Consider the following 20,713-nt stretch of genomic DNA (forward strand, 5'->3'; position numbering starts at 1 on the left):
ATGCGGGTCTTCCACTGGACACTGCGCGCGCTGCTCAGCCATTGGCGGCGCCACCCTGTGCAATTCTTCAGTGTGCTCACTGGCCTGTGGCTGGCCACCGCGCTGTTGACCGGCGTGCAAGCCCTCAACAGCCAGGCGCGGGACAGCTACGCGCGGGCCAGCCAGCTGATCGGCGGCGAACCCCAGGCCAGCCTCAGTGCGCCGGACGGTGCGAGCTTCCCCCAGGCGCTGTTTGCCGACCTGCGCCGCGCCGGGTGGCCGGTGTCGCCGGTGGTGCAGGGCCGCGTGCAGCTCAAGGGCCATGAAGACCAGCGCCTGCAAGTGATGGGCATCGACCCGGTGTCGTTGCCCGGCGGTGGCGCGCTGGCCGGGCAGACCCTGGACCGGGCGCAGATGGTCGCGTTCTTCAACCCGCCGGGACGCACCTGGATCGCGCCGCAGACCTTGCAGTCTCTGGGCCTGAAAGAGGGCGACCAGCCGCTGACAGCCGCCGGGCTCGCGCTGCCGCCGCTGCATGTTCAAGCGGACATGGCCCCCGGCGTCTTACTGACCGATATCGGCTTCGCCCAACCGCTGCTGGACATGCCCCAACGCCTGTCGCGGTTGCTGCTGGACAGGGCCTTTGCCGCCGCGCATCCCGCCCTGCCGCCGGAACTGGGCGCGCAACTGCAGCTCAAGCAGGCCGAGGAAAACAACCTCGCGCGCCTCACTGAAAGCTTCCATCTGAACCTCGATGCGCTGGGCTTTCTGTCCTTTGTGGTGGGCCTGTTTATCGTGCATGCCGCCATCGGCCTGGCGCTGGAGCAGCGGCGCGGCCTGCTGCGAACCTTGCGGGCGTGCGGGGTCAGTGCGCGGATGCTGATCCTCAGCCTGGCGGTGGAACTCGGTGGCCTGGCCGTGCTGGGTGGCCTGGCGGGCGTGGCCAGCGGGTACTTGCTTGCCAGCCTGTTGCTGCCGGATGTAGCCGCCAGCTTGCGCGGCCTGTATGGCGCCGAGTTGCCCGGCCAACTGAGCCTCAGCCCGCTGTGGTGGCTCAGTGGCCTGGGCCTGGGTTTGCTCGGCGCGTTGCTCGCCGGGGCCAGCAGCCTGTGGCGGGCGGCGCGTTTGCCGCTGCTGGCGCTGGCCAACGCCCAGGCCTGGCACCAGGCCCATGGGCGCTGGCTGCGACGCCAGGGCTGGGTGGCGGGTTCGGCCTTACTGGTTGCGCTGTTGGCGCTGGTATTTGGCGATAGCCTGGCCAGTGGTTTTGTCTTGATGGCGGCCTTGTTGCTGGGCGCTGCGCTGGGCTTGCCGGTGGTGCTCAATGGTGTGCTCAAGGCGGTATTGGGGCGCAGCCGTTCGGTGCTGGGGCAGTGGTTTCTCGCCGATTGCCGCCAGCAGTTGCCGGCCCTGAGCCTGGCGCTGATGGCCTTGCTGCTGGCGTTGGCCGCCAATATCGGCGCGGGCTCGATGACCTCGGGCTTTCGCCAGACCTTCAACAACTGGCTGGAACAACGCCTGACCGCCGAGTTGTACCTCAACCCGCAAAACCCGGCCCAGGCCGAGGCGCTGCAAACCTGGCTGGTGCAGCAGCCCCTGGTGCAGACAGTGCTGCCGACCTGGCAGGTTGCGGTGCAGTTGCAGGCGTGGCCGGCTGACCTGTTCGGCGTGGTCGACGACCCTACTTATCGCCAGCATTGGCCGCTGCTGGAAGCGGCGGCGAACCCATGGAGCCAGTTGTTGCAGGACGACAGCCTGATGCTCAGTGAGCAAATGGCACGCCGGCTCAAGGTGCGGCTGGGCGATGTGGTCAGCATCCCCACGCCCCAAGGTCCATGGTCGCCGAAGGTCGTGGGGATTTATGCCGACTACGGCAACCCCAAGGGCCACTTGCTGGTGAATTCGCGGCACCTGTTGCAGCACTGGCCGGGATTGTCGCCGGCGCGTTTCAACCTGCGGGTTTTGCCGGGCAACGTGCCGCCGCTGGTGCGTGCAGTACAGGAACGGTTTGCCCTCGAAGACAGCCGCATCGTCGATCAGCAGCAGCTCAAGGGCTGGTCGAGCCAGGTCTTCGAACGGACTTTTGCCGCCACCGCCGCCCTTAACAGCCTGACCCTGGGCGTCGCCGGCGTGGCGTTGTTTATCAGCCTGCTGACCCAGAGCCAAAGCCGCCTCGGCCAGTTGGCGCCGTTGTGGGCGCTGGGCGTGACGCGCCGCCAATTGATGCTGCTCAACCTCGGCCAGACCTGGTTGCTGGCGGTGCTGACCCTGGTGCTGGCTTTGCCGCTGGGCTTGCTGCTGGCGTGGTGCCTGGACGTGGTGATCAACGTCCAGGCCTTCGGCTGGCGCCTGCCGTTGCAGGTGTTCCCGGGGCAACTGGCGCAACTGCTGGGTCTGGCGATGCTGGCCACCTTGCTGGCTTCGGCCTGGCCGTTGTGGCAGCTGTACCGCAGTCGCCCGGCGGATTTGCTGAGGACCTTTGCCAATGAAGATTAAGTACCTGTTATGGGCGACGTTCCTGCTGCTGGGCGCCTGCGACAAACCACCTGCACCTGAAGAAAGCTTCGCCGGACTGGGCAGCCAGGCCGCGGACTTTGCCCAGGTGGTACCCGGCAAGGTCTTCAGCTTTCCCCAGGACCATGGCCCCCATGACGGCTATCGCATCGAATGGTGGTACCTCACCGCCAACCTGAAGGATGCCGAGGGCAATGCCTATGGCGTGCAATGGACGCTGTTTCGCAACGCCCTCAAGGCCGGCCCGACACAACCCGGCTGGCACGACTCTACGATCTGGCTCGGCCACGCCGCCGTCACCTCGGCCACCCGCCATTACGCCAGCGAACGCTACGCCCGCGGCGGCGTGGGGCAGGCAGGGGCCCAGGCGGTGCCGTTCAATGCCTGGATCGATGACTGGAATTTCGCCACCCGCCCCGGTGCAGCCAGCCCCCTGGCGGACATGCAACTCAAGGCTGCAGGCGAGCATTTCAACTACGACCTGCACCTGACCTCCAGCCGCCCGCTGGTGCTCCAGGGGGATAACGGCTACAGCCGCAAGTCCGACCAGGGCCAGGCGTCGTACTACTACAGCCAGCCGTTTTTCCAGGCAGATGGCCGCGTGACCATCGATGGAAAATCTTACCAAGTCACCGGCAACGCCTGGCTCGATCGCGAATGGAGCAGCCAGCCCCTGACCGCCAGCCAGACTGGCTGGGACTGGTTCTCCCTGCACCTGGACAGTGGCGAGCAATTGATGCTGTTTCGGGTGCGGCAGAAAGACGGACCGTCCTACCTGACCGGCACCTGGATCGACAAAGAGGGCCACACACAGACCCTGCACAACCAGGATATTCAACTGACGCCGCTGGGCACGACTGCCATTGATGGGCGCAGCATTCCCACCCAGTGGTCATTGAAGATCCCGGGCAAACATCTGGATATCACCACGGAAGCGGTCAACCCAAAGGCCTGGATGAACCTGAGCATTCCTTACTGGGAGGGGCCGGTGAAATTTCAGGGTGGGGTGGGGTATCTGGAGATGACGGGGTATTGAGTCCGACGATTTTTTGTAGGCCTTGATTACCTGCCAGGTAGGTGATTTCCCAAATGTAATTTCAGCTGTTCCAACCTTGTGTCCGGGCCGTGTTCGCCTGCCTATATTCCTGCGCCATATCTATTACATCAGGGATGTAAGTGATGGCGCAGGGATACATCAATGACCGCACCACGGACTACCTCAGTTTGAAATCCCGGTTACTGACCGGGGCCAGTGGGCAACTCTCCGATCAATTCGACGCGTTGAACCTGCATTTGCGTCAGGCAAGCCTGGTGACGCCGGGGCAGATGGTGATCGTTCCCGATGCCTACGCTGTGGCTTGCACTACTGATGATGCATGGTTGATGCGCCATGCCCAGGAGATTCAGCGCAATCTGGAGTTGGATGCCTCGGCTGGGGCGGCGGTGATCAATAACTATGATCTATTCCAGAGTTTATTGGCTTATAGCTCGGTGGAGTCGGCAGTTCGACGGCGGCCTGGGGGCGACACCTGGACGAGGTTCAGCGCACTCTGGAAGAAATTGAGCGTTTGCATCAACAACTCAAGGATGGAGCCTTGAATAAGAAAGCGTTTATCCAGAAGCGGCAGATGTTGTTCCGGCGCTTGGATACTCAACTTCAAGGTGCGGCGCGATTTGGCACGAGCCTGAAAACCAATAAGTCACTGAAAAAAGTACTGGTATTTCCACCAAGAGTTATCTGCACAAGAGTGAAATCGTGGGCTACACGCAGCGGATTCGCAGCATTGCCGAGACGTCGAGGTTTTTGGGCAAGGGGACGTATGTGGGGTTGGCGTTGGATGTGGGTGTGGCGGGGTTGGAGATCAAGGAAGCATGTATGGAGGGGCGGGAGGCGATGTGTAGGCGGGCGAAGTATGTGGAGGGTGGGAAGTTGGTGGGCGGGGTGGGTGGAGCCGCCGGTGGCGGGGTATTGGGCGCAAAGGTGGGGCGTGGTTTGTGTAAATTAGTTTTGGGTATCGCTACTAAAGGGAAAGGTGAACTCGCTTGCGGGATTATTGGCGGTGCTGCGGGAGGGTATACCGGTGGAACCGTGGGAGGAGCATTAGGAGAAATGGCCGGCGACTTATTCTATGAGGGAGAGGGTGCATGACTATTTCGTTGCACGGATTTAGCGTGATTTTATTGGGGGGATGGCCATTTATTTTTTTGGGTTTGAAGCTATTCGTCGAGTACAGAAAACTGGATGAACTGGAAAGCTACTTCATTGATAACGTTTTGGTCCGTGACAACAAACGGTTTTGGGGCAGAAACAAACTGATCGACAGATACAAGCGTTTGAGTCTGATTGTCGACTTTCTTTCACTGCCCAAGCTGCACATCCGAAGAGGAGACGTGACGGCGGCAGAGCTGGCGTCTGTTCCTCTGTCTCTCAAGCGCTGGGTGCTGTGGCCGTATCGTTTTGGAATGGTTGGATTTGTAGGTTCGGGGCTCTGGTACGTCTGGATTAAATGGTAGCTTTTTAAAAAAAGCACTGTACATATATACAGCTTTGTCCTACATTCCATCCCAGGTGACCGGATGTCACCGGTCACCTGAGCTTCAATTTTTTAACTATGGATGGATAAAAAATGAAATCTAAAAAAGCCTTTGTACTGGGCGCGGCCATGATGGCTGCCAGCTTCGTTTCGGCCTTTGCCCTGGCCGAGCAATACCCGTCGCAGAACAGCGTGCACCTGAGCGAAAAAAGCCTGGATGCAGCGATCAAGAGTGCCCTGAAATCCGGTGGCAAGGTGCAGGCCTCCGCGTCCTCGGCGCAGGTGCTGGATAAGCTCAAGGCTGCACAAAAAACCAAGACTGTCGGTGTGCAAAAGAAGGCTGCCAGCGTCGCGAAGCCTTCTGAAAGTGTGCAGATTTCGCCGGTGAGCCGGCTGGTAAAACCGGCCAAGGCGCCTGCTGCCCAGGCCGCCTTTGTACCGTTGTGCGACAGCCTCGATATTAACGTCGGCTACAGCTATGACGGTTTGCAGAGCGGCGAATCAAAGTGCTTCCACTTTAATGTGCCCGCCAAGGCCAAGGTGCAGATCTACCTCGCGGGTCAGCAGCCGGGGACCGAAATGGCCCTGACGCTGTTCCAGGACGACGGGCAGAACAACCTGACGGCACTGATCACTTCTGATAACCCGGGCAACAGCGACGAAGTCATCAGCGGCATGCTTGAAGCCGGGGACTACTACTGGTTCCTGGAAGCCAAGGTTGCCGACGGCTCAGCCTTCGACTTCGGCGCGATCGTCAACACCGCGATTGACGCCTACGAGCCCAACGACACCCCGGAAACGGCGTTCGCCTTGCCGGACCGCTTGAATTACCTGACGGGCAATCTCGACAGCCCGGATGACGTTGACTACTTCGATTTCGCCGCCGTACGCGGGCAGGGGGTCAGCCTGTTCCTCGATGATGACGACAAGGGCGTGCGCAATCAGTGGATCTTCGAGTACTTCAACGGCAGCGCCTGGGTCAACATTCCAGGTGGCTCGACGGCGACCTTCCCGAGCCGGGCGCCGGGCTTTGTCTACAAGGCGCGCGTGCGGGCCAACCCCGCTGAGGCGTGGGATGCCAAGTCCGAGTACAAGCTGACGTTCGGTTCGAGTCCGCACCTGGCGGACTTCGATGCGAAGGGCGGAACGGTGACCCGAATCCCGGCGGGCATCGCACCTCTGGCGACCCAGGCCGGTCGTCTCATGACCTGGAGAACCGAATGGAAAGACAGCACGGGTGCCCCGTTGGAGGGGGTCACTTCACAGCTCAAGGTCGACAAGCGTTTTGCTTCGGGTCCGGACTTCAACTGGACGATATTCTCGGCTGCCACCGACAGTGCCGGCAAAACATCGGGAAGCGCAGAGTTGGGCGGTTGTGTGGGTGATTACCGTGCCCAGTACTACGACAGCAGCACGGGCGTGAAGTACCTCTGGGACACCTGGTACAACGTTGGCGGCTGGCGCATCGACCTCAAGGAATTGCCGAATGTCGGTGTCGGTGGCGATAACGTTCCCTACGTGAGCCTGGGGCATATCTGCAGCCAGGACATCATTGGCCGATAACCGGCGCATAAGAGCCCTCTGAAATGTAGACGCCCCACTTAGGTGGGGCGTTTTTTATTGGCCTTTTTTGGGTTCGCGCGCTTGTGGTTCCCAATGCAGGGTGCCGAACAGGTAGTCCATCAGCGGCAGGACGATGTTGAAGTTGCGTCCCTGCATCAGTTCGCGCCGGTGATGCAGGGCGTGCAGGTGGTGCATCTGGCGGATCCACGGCAGGCGGGCCACGGGGTGGTCGGGGGGCAGGTGTTCGCAGGCGTGGAAAAACTCGTAGAGCAGGTAGCCGAGGATCATGCAGCCGGCGAACAGGCCAGCGACGTTGGGGTTGAGGTGTTTGAGCAGCCACCAGGCGGGGAGGGTCACGGCCAGGCTGTGGAACAGGATGAGCCAGGCGGGGAACAGGATGACGCGCCAGTCTCGCGGGCTGTCGTAGGTCATGTGGGCGGGGGTGAAGAAGCTGTGGTGGTCGCCGGTGTGGCGGGCGTAGAACAGGCGGGCGAAGGTGTGTTTGTGATGGCCCAGGTGACGGTGGACGAGATAGATACACAGGTTGAAGAAAATCAGGGTGAGGGGGATGGCCAGCCATTCCAATAGCTGGATTTGCCGGGTGGTGGACCAGAACAGGCTGATGCAGAGCAGGCCGTAGCCGAAAACGAAACCAGCGTGGAGCCACGGGTTGTAGGAGGGGTGGATGCTGGCGCGGTAGGTGGAGCGGAAAGCCTCGGTGGGGTGAGTCATTGGGAGCGCTCGGTGTCGTTTTTGTTGGGGATGAGCGTAGTCGGGATTGGCGCATCTATCCTGCCGCCATAAAAATACTGTACATGCATACAGTTGTGTCCTACATTCCATCCCAGGTGACCGGATGTCGCCGATCACCTGAGCTTCAATTTTTTAACTATGGATGGATAAAAAATGAAATCGAAAAAAGCGTTCATGCTCGGAGCCGCCATCGCGGCGTCCTGCTTCGTTTCGGCCTGCGCCCTGGCCGAACAATCTCCTGCACACTTGACGCCGCAACCGTTGCAGCAAGCCGTGCAACAAGCCCTCAAGAGTGGCGGCAACGTCACGGCGCAGAAGGCGTCGGCTGCCTTCCTGGACAAAATCAAAACCTCGCAGCAGCTGAAAAAGCCGGTGCAGGCTGCCAAGGCCTTGAGCGGGGTTGTGGTCGCCGAGCCTGTACAGGCAGATAGCGCCAAGGTGGATGCCCAGGCCGTGGCGGCCCAGGCGTTCACGCCGCTGTGCCAGACCCTCGGTATCAACCAGATGTATAACCTGGACGGTGTGCAAACCGGCAACGATGTCTGCTACCACTTCAACGTGCCCCAAAAGGCACGGGCGACAGTGATGCTGGTAGGGCAGAGTGCTGCCACCAACATGTCCCTGACCCTGTTCCAGGACGACGGCCAGAACAACATCACTTCTCTCGGCACGTCGGATAACCCGGGCAATGCCAACGAGGTGTTGGCTGGCGTACTGCCACCTGGCGACTACTACTGGTTCATGCATGCCAATTCGGCTGACGGTTCGCCGTTCAGTTTCGGCGTGGATATCAACATGACGATTGACGATTTCGAGCCTAACGACAGTTTCGAAACGGCTTATCAACTGCCGGATACCCTGAACTACGTCACGGGTAACTCCGACACGGCGACCGATGAAGACTACTTCTCCTTCAAGGCCCTGCGCGGGCAGAAGGTCAGTGCCTATTTCGACGGTGTGAACGAGAGCGATCGGGGCCAGTGGATTTCCGAGTATTTTGACGGCGTCAAATGGATCCCGATCAGCCCCAAGGCGAAAATCACCTGGCCAACGCCATCGGTTAATGGCGTGGTGAACGTACGGGTGCGGCCTAACCCGGCCGCAACCTGGAAGGCTACGGCGCGCTACAAGCTGTCGCTGGGCTCCACACCCGAGGTGTTGAGCCACAGTGTGCAAGGTGACAACGTGGTGCGGATCCCGGCTTCGGCCAATGACTACGACCCGTTCATGACCACCCAGGCGGCACGTGACTTGAGCTGGGCCGTGACCTGGGCCGACAGCACCGGTAAACGCCTGCAGGGATTGACCCCGTATCTGCAACTCGACAAGCACGTCAACCGTAATACCTACCTGCCGGTGTACATCCCTTACTACGGTTCGGTAACCGGCGTGTCGGGCGCGGCATCCGGTACGGTCAACCTGGGCAACTGCGCGGGTGAGGCGACTGTCAGGTATGTGTCCTACGACTCGGGTTACAAAAATACCTGGGAGACCAACTACAACTTCGCCGTCTGGCGCCTGCGCATCGAGGAGTACCCGGATGTCGGCGTGGGTGGCGACGCTACCCCGGTCAGCATGGCTCATATCTGCAGCCAGCGCGTGATCTCCAGTGAACGGTGATCAACCCTCCGCTTGATCCGTAACCCCGGCGCCAACTCTTCGGGTTGGCGCCCTCAGCAACCCTTCAAACTGCGCCTGAACCCGCCCTTCGTCGCAATGCGCCACATTAAACCGCATGAAATCCCGCAACCCCGGCTCATACCCGAACAACGCCCCCGGCGCCAACACCATCCCGCGTTTCAACCCGGCTTCAGCCAGCCGCTCACCATTTACCCCCGCCGGCAACCGCGCCCAGATAAACATCCCGCCCTCAAATCCCATCGGCAATTCACACCCGCAACGCCGCAGCCACTGCTCAACCCGCCCACCGGCCTCCAGCAGCCGCTGAACCATGCGCTTGCGATGCCGGGCATACCCACCCTCACTCAGCAGCCGATACACAATCTGTTCGAACAGCTCGGACGTTATGCCGCCGCTCATCAACTTCATATTGGTCAGATTCGCGGCCAATTGCGGCGCCGCCACCACATAACTGACCCGCGCATTCGCCGTCAGCACCTTCGAAAACCCCGACAGGTACGTCACCTGCTCCAATCCCGCCAAAGTCGCCAGGCGCGGCGGCGGGTTAGGGTGCAAATCCCCGTAAAGATCATCCTCAACGATATGGCAGCGATACTCCCGGGCCAGTTGCAACAACCGAAACGCCTGGCTCGGACTGAATGAATGCCCGGTGGGGTTATGCAACACGCTGGTGGTCAGGTACAGGCTCGGACGATGCTCCGCCAACAACTGCTCCAGCGCGACAAAATCAAAACCATCAGGCCGCCGGGCGATCGTCACCACCTTGACCCCATGCAACGCCAGGTTCGCGTGGAAGTTGAAATAACACGGTGCATCCAGCAGCACCGTGTCCCCGGGCCGCGCCAGCAGGCGCATGAGCATGTCCAGGCCTTGCACCGTGTTGGGCGTGGTGATGATTTGTTCCACCGGCACCGACAACCCTTCACCGTGCAGTTTCTGTTGCAGCGCCTGGCGCAACGGCAGCAGGCCCGCCGGGGTGCCCAGCCCGGCGATGCGCAGGGTAGGGGCGCGGACTGCGCTGCGCATGGCCTGGCGCAGGGCTTCGGAATCCAGCCAGTCTTCCGGCAGATGGCCGCCGCCGGGGCGCAGGTCGCCCTGGGCCATGGCCAGGGGGCGGCGCAGTACGCTGAGCAAGTCCTGGGGCAGCAAGTCGACCCAGGTGCTGGACGACGGCTGTGCCAGGCTGCTGGCGACAAAGTGCCCGCGGCCCTGGCTGGAGGTCAGGAGGTGACGCCCGCGCAGGCGATCCAGCGCTTCATTCATGGTGAATTTTCCGACGCCCAGCAAGGCTCCCAACTCACGCACCGAAGGCAGTTTGCTGCCAGCGGCCAATTCGCCTTGCTCGATCGCATGGGCCAGGGCATCGACGATCTGCTGCACCTTCGGTGCTCGGTCATGAAAGTGAATCGCAGGAATGGGCATCACACTGTCCTTAAGTTTGCCGCCAGCTTCACCGGTAAAGTCTGCGCGTATATCCGTAGAGTTTACCTGCCTGTGGCGGCACGTGCGCCCTAGACTGCAAGCCCTCTTTCCTGCTGTGAAATTCCACGCCATGGCCACCGCGCTGACGCTGTCTTCGTTTTTGTATTTCCTGCTGCTGTGCACCACCCTGGCCTTCAGCCCCGGGCCCATGACCTTGTTGTTGCTCAGCCTCGGCCTGAAGGACGGCCTGCGCCGCTCCCTGCCGGCGCAGTTCGGGGCGAGTGTTTCCTACCTGGTGTCGATCCTGATCTTTGCCGTGGGTTTTTCCGAGCTGATCAAGGATTACCCGCTGATCACCCGGATCATCCAGGTGGTAGGCGTGGCCTACATCCTTTACCTGGCCTACAAGCAATGGACCAGCAGCGGAGTGACCATCAAGACCAACGATGCAACCCCGGAAAATGCCCGCAGCCTGTTCGGAAAAGGTCTGCTGACCGGGTTGTCGAATCCCAAGGCGATCATTCTGTTCAGCGCGGTATTCCCGCAGTTCGCCGCCATCGGCCAGGGCAGTGCCGCCGCCGACATCGCGATCCTCGGCCTGACCTTCCTGCTGCTGCAATTTGCCAGCGGCTGCCTGTATTGCTACTTCGGCCAGCGCATCAAGCACGTGCTGGAAAACCCCAAGCGCCGGGTGTTGCTGCAACGGGCCACGGCGGTGTTGCTACTGGGGGTGGCGCTGATGCTGGCCCGGGGCTTTTCCAGCTGAAGGCCAGCTTATGAGCGGTAGTGGCGATCTGCCGGTGCCCTGATAGACTTCGGGCATTCATCCAGGATCAAGCCAGACATGCCAGCCGCAGGAGGAAACGGACTTTCGCTCGCTTCACGCTTGTACAAGTCGCGCACCCTGGGATTGACCCTCGGGTTTGTCTGTGTGGCCGCCGCCATCTACCCGCTGGATAAATCCGCTTGGGTCTGGGGAGTGATGATCGCCAATGCCTTCATCTGGCCGCATGTGGCCTACCAATGGTCGCGGCACTCGAAAAACTCCCTGCGCTCGGAACACCGCAACCTGCTGTTCGACTCGTTTTGCGGCGGGTTCTGGGTGGGCGCCATGCAGTTCAACCCGCTGCCCAGCGTGACCACCTTGTCGATGATGACCATGAACAACGTCGCCATCGGCGGCCCGCGCTTCATGCTCGCCGGTTGGGTGGCCCAGGCGCTGGGCATCGGCGCCTCGATGCTGGTGTTCACTCCGGCGGTGACCGCCCTCACCAGTGAGGTGCAGCTCTACGCCTGCCTGCCGATCCTGATGCTGTATCCCCTGGCGCTGGGCTGGATCTGTTACCGGCAAGCGATCACCCTGGCCCGGCACAAGCGCGAGTTGCTGGCCCTGAGCCGCACCGACAGCCTGTCGGGCCTGCTCAACCACGGCGCCTGGAAAGACCACCTGGAAATCGAGTTCCAGCGCTGCCGCCGCGACCAGCAGGGCGCCGCCATCGCGCTGATCGACATCGACCACTTCAAGACCATCAACGACACCTACGGCCATGTCACCGGCGATATCGTGCTGCGTCAATTGAGCAAAGTGCTGCGCCAGAACCTGCGGGCCACTGACCTGGCCGGGCGCTACGGTGGCGACGAATTCTGCGTGATCCTGCCGGACATGCCCCTGAACCGCGCCACCGAGGTGATGGACGCCCTGCGTGATCGCTTCAACTCCCTGGCCTACGCACAGGACCCGACCTTGCGCGCCAGCCTGAGCATCGGCCTGGCGCCATACCGGCCGGCACACGCCGACGCCACCAGTTGGCTGAGCGATGCCGACCAGGCCTTGTACGAGGCCAAGAGTAGCGGGCGCAACCGGGTCAGTTCGGTGCAGGGAAGTTGGCTGAGGTCGATCTGAGGATCAACAAATCGGTGTTTGTCAGGTAGGGTGGAGCGCTACCTTCCAACAAAAACAAGGATCGGTTCATGCTCTTCAACTTCCCGCGTACCTTGCTGGCGGCCACCCTGGCGCTGTCTTTCGCCATGCCGGCCTTCAGCGCCGAACCCCACAAACAGATCCAGGCCGATTCCGAGCAGTACAAGGCCGACGCCTTGAAACTGCTGGAGCGCCTGGTGAATATCGATTCGGGCTCCGGCTACGAGCCGGGCCTGACCCAAGTGCGTGACATCGCCGTCGATGAGCTCAAGCAACTGGGTTTCAGCATCCAGCTGGTGCCGGATGCCGCCGCTCATAACAGCCATGTCATCGCCACCCTCAAGGGCACCGGCAAGGCCAGGATCCTGCTGATGGCCCACATGGACACGGTGTTCAAGGAAGGCTCGGCGGCTGCCCGGCCGTTCCACATCAAGGACGGCCGCGCCTATGGCCCGGGCGTAATGGATGACAAGGGCGGCATCGTCGCCGGCATCTACGCCTTGAAGGTCCTGAAAAACCAGGGCTTCAAGGACTACGCACAAATCACTTTCCTGCTGGACGCCAGCGAAGAAACCGGCACCGACGGCGCGTCCGAGCTGATCCGCAACACCGCCAAGGGCCACGACGTGACGCTCAACCTGGAACCGGGTCGCCCGGCCGATGGCCTGGTGGTATGGCGCAAAGGCAGCGCCACCGCCGTGGTCGAGGTCAAGGGCAAGGCCGCCCACGCCGGCGTCGCCCCGGAATTGGGGCGCAACGCGGCGATGGAAGCGGCGCACCAGATTCTGCAACTGGGCAAGCTGGGGGATGCCGAGAAGAAAACCACCATCAACTTCACCGTGATCAACTCCGGCGACCGGGTCAACGTGATCCCCGACCAGGCCACCGCCAAGGCGGATGTACGGGCAGCGTTGCCGGAAGAGTTTGACCGGATCGAGAAAGACCTGGCACGGGTCTCGGCCAACAAGCTGATCCCCGAGACTGAAGTGACCACCAGTTTGCACCGTGGCCTGCCGCCGATGCCGCAGACGCCGGAGTCGGACAAGCTGGTGACGATTGCCCAGGGGATTTATGGCGAGCTGGGGCGCAAGCTGACCATTGAGGGCAGCGGCGGGGCGGCGGATGCGAGCTTGTCGGCTGGCGTGGGTACGCCGACCCTGGACGGGTTCGGGATTGTCGGGGGCAATATCCATACGCCGGAGGAATATTCCGAGGTGGAGAGCGTGGCGCCGCGGATTTATCTGCTGAGCCGGATGATCATGGAGCTCTCCAAGCGCTGACTTAAAAACGCCACACCTCTAAATGTGGGAGCGGGCTTGTGTGGGAGCGGGCTTGCTCGCGAATGCGGTCTATCAGTCGACATCTGCTTATCTGGTACACCGCTTTCGCGAGCAAGCCCGCTCCCACATTGGTTTGTGGTGTTGGTTGGATCAGGTTGCAGGCACCACTTCCCGGGTCTTCTCCCGCCCCAACACCAGACTGCACAGCGCCGGCAAGAACAGCAACGTCAACACTGTCCCCACCAGCACCCCGCCAATCAGCACATACGCCAGCGACGACCAGAACACCGACAGCGTCAGCGGAATAAACGCCAGCGCCGCCGCCAGCGCGGTCAATATCACCGGCCGTGCCCGGCGCACCGTGGCCTCGATGATCGCCTCGCGAATCACCATGCCCTGGTCCTGGTTCTGCCGAATCTGGTCGGTAAAGATCAGCGTATTGCGCATCAGAATCCCGCCAATCCCGATCAACCCCAATATCGCGTTGAACCCGAACGGCTGGTTGAACAGCAGCAGCGTCGGCACCGCCCCGATCAGCCCCAGCGGCGCGGTGGCGAACACCATGAACATCACCCCGAACGAACGCACCTGGAACATGATCACGGTCAACGTCAGCAGAATCATGATCGGGAACAGTGCCGCCAGCGCCACGTTGGCCTTGGCGCTTTCTTCCACCGGGCCGCCGATGACGATCTGATACCCGGCCGGCAGCTTGGCGATCAAGGGTTGCAGGTCCTTGTACACCGCCATTTCCACATCTGGCGGCTGGGTGCCGTCGACGATGTCGGCGCGCACTTCCACGGTCAGCGCACGGTTGCGGCGCTTGAGGATCGGTTCTTCCATCACCGCCTGGAAATGCCCGACCTGGGCCAATGGCACCGAGACACCGGCACTGTTGGTCAGGGTCATATTGTCCAGGTTGCCGAGGTCTTCGCGCTGGCTGCCCTGGGAGCGGGCAACCACTGAAACGGTGCGATTGCCTTCGCGCACTTCGGTGATCGGGTTGCCGCTGAGCAACGCGTTGAGCTGGGATTTCACCCCGTCGGGGGTAAAGCCCAGCAGGCGCAGGCGGTCCTGGTCGAGTACCAGGCGGTAACTGCTGGCGCGCTCGCCCCAGTCGAGGAAGCTGTCCCGCGTGAGTGTGTTGGCGGCGACCACTTGGCGCACGTCTTCAGCTAGGCTGCGCAGCACATTCAGGTCGGGACCGGACACGCGAAACACCACCGGGAAGGGCACCGGCGGGCCGAACACCAACTGGGTGACGCGCACCCGCGCCGATGGAAATTCGCCGGCCGCGATGCGTTCAGCCATGCGTTTTTTCAGGCTGTCCCGGGCATGGGCGTCGGCGGTCTGCACGATCAGCTTGGCGAAGGCGGGGTCTGGCAGCTCAGGGTTCAGCGACAGGAAAAACCGTGGTGCACCACCGCCGACATAGGTGTCGACCATCACGGTTTGCGGCTCCTCCATCAGCGCCTTTTCCACCTGCGCCGCTACCGCCTCGGTGCTTTTGAAGGAGCTGCCCGGTGGCATGTACACCTCAAGAATCAGCTCGGAACGGTCGGAGTTGGGAAAGAACTGCTTCTTCACCACGCCCATGCCCAGGCCACACAGCACAAAGGCCGCCACCACCAACCCGGTGACCAGCCAGCGTCTGCGCACGCAAGCGTCCACCAGGCGCCGCAGTTTCTGGTAATAGCGCCCGGCGTAAATTGCATCGTGGCCGCCGACAACCGGCTCGATGTGCGGCAGCAGCTTGACCCCCAGGTACGGGGTGAACACCACCGCCACCAGCCACGAGGCGATCAGCGCAAAACCGACGATCCAGAAAATATTCCCGGCATATTCACCGGCCCCCGAGCGGGCAAAACCCACCGGCAGGAAGCCGATAATCGTCACCAGCGTGCCCGTGAGCATCGGCGCGGCGGTGGAACTCCAGGCGAAGGTGGCCGCGTGGATCCGGTCAAAACCTTCCTCGAGTTTGACCACCATCATCTCGATCGCAATGATCGCGTCGTCCACCAGCAGGCCCAGGGAAATGATCAACGCACCCAGGGTCACCCGGTCGAATTCGCGGCCGGTCATCAACATGATCACAAACACGATCGACAAGGTCAGCGGCACCGCAGCGGCCACCACCAGGCCGACGCGGAACCCCAGGGCCAGCAGGCTGATGACCATTACCACCGCGAGGGCGACGAAGAACTTCAGCATGAACTCGTTGACCGCCAGGCTGATGTTTTTCGCCTGGTCGGAGACCTTGGCGAAGTTGACCCCCAGCGGCAGGTCGGCCTGGATTTTCGCTTCCTGGGCCTTGAGGGCCTTGTCCAGTTCCAGGCCGTTCCAGTGCTTCTCCATGATCACCCCGAGCATCAGCGACGGGTCGCCCTGATGACGGATACGGTAGCTGGGCGGGTCTTCATAACCCCGGCTGACGGTGGCCACATCGGCGATGCGCAGCAGCTTGCCGTTTGCTTCCAGCGGGACGTTTTCGATCAGCGCCAGGCTGTCGAAGGCCCCGTCGATGCGGATATAGGCGCGTGCCCCGGCGGTCTCGACAAAGCCTGAAGGCGCCACGGCATTCTGGGCGGCGAGGGCGGCGAAGATCTGCTCGGGCTTGATGCCCAAGGTGGCCAGGCGCTCATAGGAAAACTCGACGAAGATCCGCTGCGCCTGTTCGCCGAGGATATTGACCTTCTTCACTCCCGGCAGATTGAGCAGGCCCTGGCGCATGTCCTCGGCCATTTGCACCAGTTGCCGGTGGGGTAGATGTTCGGCCTCCAGCGCGTACAGGGAAAAGTATACGTCGGAGTATTCATCGTTGAAGAACGGCCCGATCACCCCCTTGGGCAACTTCGCGGCTTCGTCGCTGAGCTTTTTGCGGGTCTGGTAGAACAGGTCCTGGATCTCGCTGGGACGGGTGGACTCCAGGTACGTCATGCGCATCGAGACGAAGCCCGGTTGGGCGATGGTTTCGACGCGGTCGTAATAGTCCAGCTCCTGCAGGCGTTTTTCCAGGCGGTCGGCCACTTGCTCCTGCATCTCTTGCGCGGTGGCGCCGGGCCAGGCGGCGGTGATGGTCATGACCTTGACGGTGAACGAAGGGTCTTCGGCGCGCCCCAGTTTGCCAAAGGCAAAGACCCCGGCGGCGAGGATCGCGATGATCAGGAACAGCGTGACCGCGCGATGCTTGACCGCCAGTTCGGAGAGGTTGATCCCGCGCATTATCAGTGTTCCTGCTGACGGTTGAGGGCCAATACCTGGGCCGGCAACAGGCGTACCGCGTCACCGCTGTGCAGCAGGTGCGCGCCGAGGGCGACGACTACTTGGCCGGGGTCCACGCCACTGTCCAGCAACGCGTCCTCCTGGCCGAGGCTGGCGACGTTGACCGGGGCGAAGCTGACCTTGTCATCGGCGCCAATCACCCACACACCGGTGCCTTTGCCGGCATCCTGCAGCGCCCCGATGGGCACGCGGGTCTGTTGCGCCTGGCCGTTACCTTGCAGGCGCACGGTGATGGTCGAGCCGAGAGCGAAGCGGTCGACGGGGCCATGCAAGACATAGCGGGCCCGGTAGGTGCGGGTGGTCGGATCGGCGCTGGCAGACAGCTCGCGCAACGTGGCGGTCACTGCCTGCTCAGGGGCGCCGAAGGGGAACGCCAGGGCTTTTTGCGAAGCCTGGTCGCGCTGGTTTTCCGGCAGGTTGACGATGGCTTCCCGGGCGCCGTCGTGAGCCAGGCGCGCCACCACTTGCCCCTCGGCGACCACTTGGCCGCGGTCCACCCGCACGTCGGTGATGATGCCGTCGCTGTCGGCCCTGAGCACCGAGTAGGTGCGGCGGTTTTCGATCTGGCTGGCGTCGGATTGCGCGGAAGCCAGCTCGGCTTCGGCCACCCGCAGGTTGGTGGCGGACTGGTCGAAAATCTGCCGCGACACGGCGCCGGTATTGGCCAGGCGCTGGTAGCGGGATTCATCGTCCCGGCGTTGGCGCAGTTGCGCCTGGGCCGCATTGACGCGGTTTTTTGCCGAACGCAGGGCCAGTTCGAAGTCGCCGATATCCAGCACCAGCAAGGTGTCGCCACGGTTGACGTGCTGGCCGGGATCAACCTTGCGCTCGATCACCTTGCCGCTGACGCGAAACCCCAGGTCACTTTCCGTGCGCGCGGCCACTACGCCGGTGTAGGCGCTTTGCTGGCTGCCGGCGGCTTCGACCTTGGCGGCCAGCACCGGGCGGGGCAGGGGCGCTTCGGCGACGGGGTCGGCCTTGTTGTTGCAGCCACTGAGTACCGCCAGCAGGGCCAGGGGGGTGAGAAGACGCAGGGGGAGAGGGTTCATGTCGGGCTCCGTGGGGCGGGGTGAGCTAAAAATTACGCTTGTAATATTTTTCGCCATATTATGGTCGAAATATAAAATAATCCAGCCCGCGAGTATTTGTTCCACTGGTGGGACGATCAGGGCCGGTTTTGCCGTCTAGCGCGGAATTGGTATCGGATTTAAGGTGTATCCATTACTGGAGACACATATGAAAAAGATCATCGGCATCTACACCAGCCCACGCGGCCATTGGGTCGGCGACGGCTTTCCGGTTCGCACGCTGTTTTCCTACGACACCATGGGCAAGCAGATCAGCCCGTTCCTGTTGCTGGATCACGCCGGTCCTGCGGCGTTCACCCCGACCGAGCAACGTCGTGGCGTGGGCCAGCATCCTCATCGCGGCTTTGAAACCGTGACCATCGTCTACAAGGGCGAAGTCGAACACCGCGATTCCACCGGCGCCGGCGGCACCATTGGCCCGGGCGATGTGCAATGGATGACAGCCGCCAGGGGCATCATTCACGAGGAGTTTCACTCCGAGGCGTTCGCCCGCAGCGGCGGCGCCCTGGAAATGGTCCAGTTGTGGGTCAACCTGCCGGCCAGGGACAAAATGACCGATGCCGGTTACCAGACCATCCTCGATGGCGATATTCCGACGCTGCCCCTGGCCGACAACGCCGGCAGCCTGCGCTTGATCGCGGGCGAGTTCGACGGGGTCAAAGGCCCGGCTCGTACCTTCACGCCGATCGACGTGTGGGACATGCGCCTCAAAGCCGGCCGCTCTGTGACGCTGGACCTGCACGCCGGGCGCAACACCGCGCTGGTGGTGTTGCGCGGCACGGTGCGGATCAACGGCACTGAAGTGGCGCGGGAAGGGCAGTTGGCACTGTTCGAGCGCGATGGCACGCAACTGCGCCTCGAGTCCAGCGACGACGCCATGGTGCTGTTGCTCAGCGGCGAGCCGATCGACGAACCCATCGTCGGTCACGGCCCGTTCGTGATGAACACCGAGCAGGAAATCCACCAGGCGTTTGCCGACTATCAGTCCGGGCAATTCGGGCAGATGCAGCGCTAGGGCGCTATACCCTCCAAAGGCATTTCATGCGATCTTCATGGCATTCGCCCTGGAGTCGCCTGAATGCCCTCATTTATCTCCGATCACCCGATGTTCTGTGCCTTGGCGCTGGTACTGATCGATATTGCCGTATGGCGTTTGATCTCTGCCGATTTCGCCAATTGGAAGCTGGCGGCGCGGCTGGTGATCTTTGCGGTGTTCAGCGCCGTGCTGTTCAACGAAGGCATGAACCCGATGCAGGTCGCGCCGTTCGGCGACAACGTGGCGCTGCATTTGGCGGCAACGGCGTTCCAGATCGGCTGGTGGCTGTTTGCGGCGCGCACCCTCACGGTATTGCTCGGCGCGGTGATGATGCAGCGGGTCGGCCACACCGGGCGGCTGTTGCAGGATCTGGTGGGCGCGGTGATCTTCCTGATCGCGATCATCGCCGCCATGGCCTACGTGCTCGACCTGCCGGTCAAGGGCGTGCTGGCCACTTCCGGCGCGGTGGCAATCATCGTCGGCCTGGCGTTGCAAAGCACCTTGAGCGACGTGTTTTCCGGCATCGTGCTCAACACCACCAAACCCTACCAACTGGATGACTGGATCTCCATCGACGGCACCGAAGGCCGGGTGATCGACATCGACTGGCGCGCCACCCAACTGCAAACCTCCCAGGGCAGCCTGGCGGTGGTGCCCAACTCGTTGGCGGCCAAGGCCAAGATCATCAACTTCTCACGTCCCGCAGATATGTTTGGCTTGGCGGTCAGCCTGCAAGTCAGCCCCCATGCGCGGCCCCAAACCGTGCTGGATGCGCTGGAGCGGGCGATGCAGGGTTGTCGGCCGTTGTTGGCCAAGCCGGCGCCCAGCGTGGCGTTCAAGACGTCGGCCAGTGGTGGCGTGGAGTATGAGATCAGCGGGTTTGTGCCGGCCATGGCGCTTAAGCGTGAGGTGCGCAATCAGCTTTATGATTTGGCGTTTCGGCATTTGCAGGCGGCGGGGGTGAGCTTGTTGTCGGCGGCCGAGAGTAATGCGCCGGTGGCGGTTTCCCGGGCTCGGGCGTTGTTGGAGAGTTCGTCTATCTTCTCGACATTGAGGCAGGAGGAGAAGGAGACGTTCAGCCAGAACATGACGCTGCAGACCTTTCGCGCCGGGGAGATGATTTTGCCGGCGGGGGAGGTGAGTGATCACCTGTTTATCATCGAGTCCGGGGTGATTTCGGTGATGTTGGCCAAGGCCGGGCACAAGTTTGAAGCCGGGCGGATGGGGCCTGGGGAGGTGATTGGTGAGGCCGGGATTTTGTCGGAGCAGGGTGTGCCTGCGGACTTTTCGGCGAAGACGTTTTGTACGTTGTATCGGATTGAGAAGGAGTATCTGAAGCCTTGTCTGGATGCTCGGCATGACATCAGTGAGGCTATGAAAAGCCTGCTGGATTTCAGGTTGCATGCGGCTCAGAGTTTGACGCAGGAGGCGCCTGTGGTGCCGGTTAAGAAGGGGTTTATGCAGTGGCTGCGGAGTCGGGCCTGAAGGTGTACATATCCGTTGCTGCGGTAACGGCCACTTATGGTTCCGCTCTTACAGCGGGTCACTTTTGGCAAACGCCCGGAATGCCGGCCCAGCCAAAAGTAACCAAAAGGTCTTTGCCCCACCACTCGGTGCCTCGCCTAGGCTCGGCATGCCCGCACTCCGGCCCGGTTCCGCGGGCCGCCGCGACGGGCCATCCATGGCCCGTCGCGGCTAAC

General features: G+C 62.0%; 14 protein-coding genes and 1 pseudogene. 11 read left to right on the top strand and 4 right to left on the bottom strand.

Going from position 1 to position 20,713, the window contains the following annotated elements; genetic code table 11:
* The 5 genes and pseudogenes from HYE77_RS32150 to HYE77_RS32170 all read left to right on the top strand — a co-directional run bounded on the left by HYE77_RS32150 (position 1) and on the right by HYE77_RS32170 (position 6,590).
* On the top strand, positions 1-2,475 hold the full coding sequence (locus HYE77_RS32150; RefSeq protein WP_177070565.1) for an FtsX-like permease family protein: 2,475 nt from the start codon (positions 1-3) through the stop codon (positions 2,473-2,475).
* The gene (locus tag HYE77_RS32155) at positions 2,465-3,529 is read left to right on the top strand and encodes a lipocalin-like domain-containing protein (protein ID WP_087693374.1); all 1,065 of its coding nucleotides are present in this window, start codon (positions 2,465-2,467) and stop codon (positions 3,527-3,529) included. Before HYE77_RS32150 ends, HYE77_RS32155 begins: the two co-directional genes overlap by 11 nt.
* A 143-nt stretch (positions 3,530-3,672) precedes the next feature.
* A pseudogene (locus HYE77_RS32160) lies at positions 3,673-4,642 on the top strand (hypothetical protein).
* Positions 4,639-5,007 (top strand): hypothetical protein, encoded by a 369-nt coding sequence (locus HYE77_RS32165; protein ID WP_177022653.1) that lies wholly within the window; start codon positions 4,639-4,641, stop codon positions 5,005-5,007. The pseudogene HYE77_RS32160 and the gene HYE77_RS32165 overlap by 4 nt, the downstream one beginning before the upstream one ends.
* 113 nt (positions 5,008-5,120) lie before the next feature.
* The gene (locus HYE77_RS32170; RefSeq protein ID WP_177070566.1) at positions 5,121-6,590 is read left to right on the top strand and encodes a PPC domain-containing protein; all 1,470 of its coding nucleotides are present in this window, start codon (positions 5,121-5,123) and stop codon (positions 6,588-6,590) included.
* A 54-nt stretch (positions 6,591-6,644) separates the two neighbouring features.
* Here the strand turns inward: HYE77_RS32170 and HYE77_RS32175 are convergent, their stop codons facing one another.
* Positions 6,645-7,322 carry a sterol desaturase family protein gene (locus HYE77_RS32175; RefSeq protein WP_177022651.1) on the bottom strand — a complete coding sequence of 226 codons (678 nt, stop codon included), beginning with the start codon at positions 7,320-7,322 and terminating at the stop codon, positions 6,645-6,647.
* 174 nt (positions 7,323-7,496) lie between these two features.
* Here HYE77_RS32175 and HYE77_RS32180 point away from each other — a divergent pair, with 174 nt between their 5' ends.
* Entirely contained in the window at positions 7,497-8,963 is a 1,467-nt protein-coding gene (locus tag HYE77_RS32180) for a hypothetical protein (RefSeq protein ID WP_003210259.1), read from the top strand.
* On the opposite strand, the gene HYE77_RS32185 is transcribed toward HYE77_RS32180, so the two are convergent.
* Positions 8,964-10,406 carry a PLP-dependent aminotransferase family protein gene (locus HYE77_RS32185; protein WP_008431368.1) on the bottom strand — a complete coding sequence of 481 codons (1,443 nt, stop codon included), beginning with the start codon at positions 10,404-10,406 and terminating at the stop codon, positions 8,964-8,966.
* Between the two features lie 130 nt (positions 10,407-10,536).
* Between HYE77_RS32185 and HYE77_RS32190 the strand changes: the two genes are divergently transcribed.
* The 3 genes from HYE77_RS32190 to HYE77_RS32200 all read left to right on the top strand — a co-directional run bounded on the left by HYE77_RS32190 (position 10,537) and on the right by HYE77_RS32200 (position 13,607).
* Entirely contained in the window at positions 10,537-11,172 is a 636-nt protein-coding gene (locus HYE77_RS32190) for a LysE family translocator (protein ID WP_003210255.1), read from the top strand.
* 78 nt (positions 11,173-11,250) lie between these two features.
* Positions 11,251-12,309, top strand: coding sequence for a diguanylate cyclase (locus HYE77_RS32195; protein ID WP_177070568.1), 1,059 nt, complete (start codon positions 11,251-11,253; stop codon positions 12,307-12,309).
* Between the two features lie 68 nt (positions 12,310-12,377).
* On the top strand, positions 12,378-13,607 hold the full coding sequence (locus tag HYE77_RS32200) for a M20/M25/M40 family metallo-hydrolase (RefSeq protein ID WP_177070569.1): 1,230 nt from the start codon (positions 12,378-12,380) through the stop codon (positions 13,605-13,607).
* A 150-nt stretch (positions 13,608-13,757) separates the two neighbouring features.
* On the opposite strand, the gene HYE77_RS32205 is transcribed toward HYE77_RS32200, so the two are convergent.
* Both HYE77_RS32205 and HYE77_RS32210 read right to left on the bottom strand, forming a co-directional pair.
* Entirely contained in the window at positions 13,758-16,829 is a 3,072-nt protein-coding gene (locus HYE77_RS32205) for an efflux RND transporter permease subunit (RefSeq protein WP_177070570.1), read from the bottom strand.
* A gap of 2 nt (positions 16,830-16,831) precedes the next feature.
* Positions 16,832-17,938 (bottom strand): efflux RND transporter periplasmic adaptor subunit, encoded by a 1,107-nt coding sequence (locus HYE77_RS32210; RefSeq protein ID WP_003210248.1) that lies wholly within the window; start codon positions 17,936-17,938, stop codon positions 16,832-16,834.
* Positions 17,939-18,125: 187 nt separating this feature from the next.
* Here HYE77_RS32210 and HYE77_RS32215 point away from each other — a divergent pair, with 187 nt between their 5' ends.
* Both HYE77_RS32215 and HYE77_RS32220 read left to right on the top strand, forming a co-directional pair.
* Entirely contained in the window at positions 18,126-18,992 is an 867-nt protein-coding gene (locus HYE77_RS32215; RefSeq protein ID WP_177067173.1) for a pirin family protein, read from the top strand.
* A gap of 63 nt (positions 18,993-19,055) precedes the next feature.
* Complete coding sequence (locus HYE77_RS32220; protein ID WP_177070571.1) at positions 19,056-20,498, top strand: mechanosensitive ion channel domain-containing protein; 1,443 nt, start codon at positions 19,056-19,058, stop codon at positions 20,496-20,498.
* Positions 20,499-20,713: the final 215 nt, after the last annotated feature.

The sequence above is a fragment of the Pseudomonas sp. IPO3774 genome (assembly GCF_013386835.1).
Lineage (GTDB): Bacteria > Pseudomonadota > Gammaproteobacteria > Pseudomonadales > Pseudomonadaceae > Aquipseudomonas.

Coding starts and splice junctions, on each gene's coding strand:
- HYE77_RS32165 (WP_177022653.1), top strand. CDS start 4,639: ATGACTATTTCGTTGCACGGATTTAGCGTGATTTTATTGGGGGGATGG.
- HYE77_RS32220 (WP_177070571.1), top strand. CDS start 19,056: ATGCCCTCATTTATCTCCGATCACCCGATGTTCTGTGCCTTGGCGCTG.
- HYE77_RS32195 (WP_177070568.1), top strand. CDS start 11,251: ATGCCAGCCGCAGGAGGAAACGGACTTTCGCTCGCTTCACGCTTGTAC.
- HYE77_RS32185 (WP_008431368.1), bottom strand. CDS start 10,406: ATGCCCATTCCTGCGATTCACTTTCATGACCGAGCACCGAAGGTGCAG.
- HYE77_RS32205 (WP_177070570.1), bottom strand. CDS start 16,829: ATGCGCGGGATCAACCTCTCCGAACTGGCGGTCAAGCATCGCGCGGTC.
- HYE77_RS32175 (WP_177022651.1), bottom strand. CDS start 7,322: ATGACTCACCCCACCGAGGCTTTCCGCTCCACCTACCGCGCCAGCATC.
- HYE77_RS32180 (WP_003210259.1), top strand. CDS start 7,497: ATGAAATCGAAAAAAGCGTTCATGCTCGGAGCCGCCATCGCGGCGTCC.
- HYE77_RS32210 (WP_003210248.1), bottom strand. CDS start 17,938: ATGAACCCTCTCCCCCTGCGTCTTCTCACCCCCCTGGCCCTGCTGGCG.
- HYE77_RS32215 (WP_177067173.1), top strand. CDS start 18,126: ATGAAAAAGATCATCGGCATCTACACCAGCCCACGCGGCCATTGGGTC.
- HYE77_RS32200 (WP_177070569.1), top strand. CDS start 12,378: ATGCTCTTCAACTTCCCGCGTACCTTGCTGGCGGCCACCCTGGCGCTG.
- HYE77_RS32170 (WP_177070566.1), top strand. CDS start 5,121: ATGAAATCTAAAAAAGCCTTTGTACTGGGCGCGGCCATGATGGCTGCC.
- HYE77_RS32190 (WP_003210255.1), top strand. CDS start 10,537: ATGGCCACCGCGCTGACGCTGTCTTCGTTTTTGTATTTCCTGCTGCTG.
- HYE77_RS32155 (WP_087693374.1), top strand. CDS start 2,465: ATGAAGATTAAGTACCTGTTATGGGCGACGTTCCTGCTGCTGGGCGCC.
- HYE77_RS32150 (WP_177070565.1), top strand. CDS start 1: ATGCGGGTCTTCCACTGGACACTGCGCGCGCTGCTCAGCCATTGGCGG.